The 1493-nt window shown below is 57.3% G+C and carries 2 protein-coding genes and 1 pseudogene; all 3 read left to right on the forward strand.

Annotated elements, in window-relative coordinates:
- Positions 1-221 precede the first annotated feature (221 nt).
- A complete protein-coding gene (locus tag JQ597_RS37400) occupies positions 222-992 on the forward strand; it encodes an ABC transporter substrate-binding protein (RefSeq protein ID WP_212270383.1) in 771 nt (256 codons plus the stop codon).
- A complete protein-coding gene (locus tag JQ597_RS38200) occupies positions 992-1195 on the forward strand; it encodes an ABC transporter substrate binding protein (protein WP_212270384.1) in 204 nt (67 codons plus the stop codon). The genes JQ597_RS37400 and JQ597_RS38200 overlap by 1 nt, the downstream gene beginning before the upstream one ends.
- Before the next feature lie 200 nt (positions 1196-1395).
- Positions 1396-1493 (forward strand): annotated as a pseudogene (locus JQ597_RS38605) (adenylate/guanylate cyclase domain-containing protein); the annotation flags it as partial.

Here is a 1493-nt window from a genome sequence, read left to right on the forward strand (position 1 = left end):
TTGGCACCTTTAAGACATGCCACCGCCCCCGACGATGTCCGTTGTTCGGGGAAGACCGGAATTGGTCACCAGAGGGTCAAACCGACGCGAATGACCCAACTGAGACATGGGGCCCGGTCACAATCCTTATATATTTGTACGTCATTTCCCATTCGCGGCCAGCATCGCAAGGTGCTAGGCTTTAACAGTCGCACAAATGCGCGTCCTCACTGGAGGGGCACATGCAACGGCGCGAATTCATCAAGCTTGTAAGCGTCGCGGCGGGGACATGGCCGCTGTCGGCGCGAGCGCAGAAAGCCGGAACGAAAAGTCCTCGTATTGGCTACATTGGCACAACGCCTCGACCTCCGGACGAGGCCTTCAGACAACGTCTGCTTGAACTCGGGTATAATGAAGGCGAGAACATTGTCATTGAATTCCGCTGGACCGAGCGCAGCGGGCGTACGTCCGCGCAGGAAGCCGACGACCTCGTCCGTTCGAAACCGGATGTGATCCTTGCCGTCGCTTCCCCTTTAACGCGGGCCGTAAAGGACGCGACCAGCACGATACCAATCGTATTCGTGGATATAGGCGATCCAGTCGCTTACGGTTTTGTGGCCAGCCTTGCGCGACCTGGGGGTAATTTGACGGGCATGTCAGCCGGACTCTCGGAGACCGGCCCCAAAGGCCTCCAGATTCTAAAAGAACTTATTCCAAGCATGGAGCGCGTCTCAATCATTTCGAACCCCAACAATCCAGGCGACCTTCCGACGAGGAACGCACTTGAAATTGGGGCACCGGTCGTCGGTGTGAAACTCACTAACCATCCTGTCTCAAACTCGGATGATCTTACCCGAGTGTTCGACGCCTTGGCGAAGGACCGTCCCGATGGACTGTACGTGATTCCGGATCACTTCGTGTATACCCAGCGGGAACGGATCCTCGAGTTCGCTGCTAAGACCGGTTTCCCGCGATCTATGGATTACGCGAGTACGTACTGGCGGGCGGCCTGATGGCAATCGGCGCGAACCGCGTGGACATGTACCGCCGAGCCGCTAGCCACGTAGATCGAATTCTGAAAGGTACCAAGCCCGCCGACCTTCCGGTCGAACAGCCAACTAAATTCGAGCTGGTGATCAATCTCAAAACCGCTAAGGCGCTCGGCCTCACAATTCCATCCTCGCTGCTCGTGGCCGCCGGCGAGGTGATCGAATAAGACCAAACGGATGTCCGAGTTTGGCACCTTTAAGACATGCCACCGCCCCCGACGATGTCCGTTGTTCGGGGAAGACCGGAATTGGTCACCAGAGGGTCAAACCGACGCGAATGACCCCAAAGCGGGCATTAGGCCCTAGCCCTCAAACAACCCGTCATGCTTTGATAGGCTCAAGGGTATGGTCACTTTTGGGGGCGCCATTGGCAGACGACCGGGTAGAACGACGACTGGCAGCGGTGCTGGCGGCGGATGTCGCCGGGTATAGCCGTCTCATGGGTTCAAATGAGGAAGGCACGTT

The sequence above is a fragment of the Bradyrhizobium sp. AUGA SZCCT0177 genome (assembly GCF_018130125.1).
Classification (GTDB): domain Bacteria; phylum Pseudomonadota; class Alphaproteobacteria; order Rhizobiales; family Xanthobacteraceae; genus Bradyrhizobium.

What these genes read in the sequence shown, in the direction of transcription:
- JQ597_RS37400 (WP_212270383.1), top strand. Translation starts at nt 222, where the DNA reads ATGCAACGGCGCGAATTCATCAAGCTTGTAAGCGTCGCGGCGGGGACA.
- JQ597_RS38200 (WP_212270384.1), top strand. Translation starts at nt 992, where the DNA reads ATGGCAATCGGCGCGAACCGCGTGGACATGTACCGCCGAGCCGCTAGC.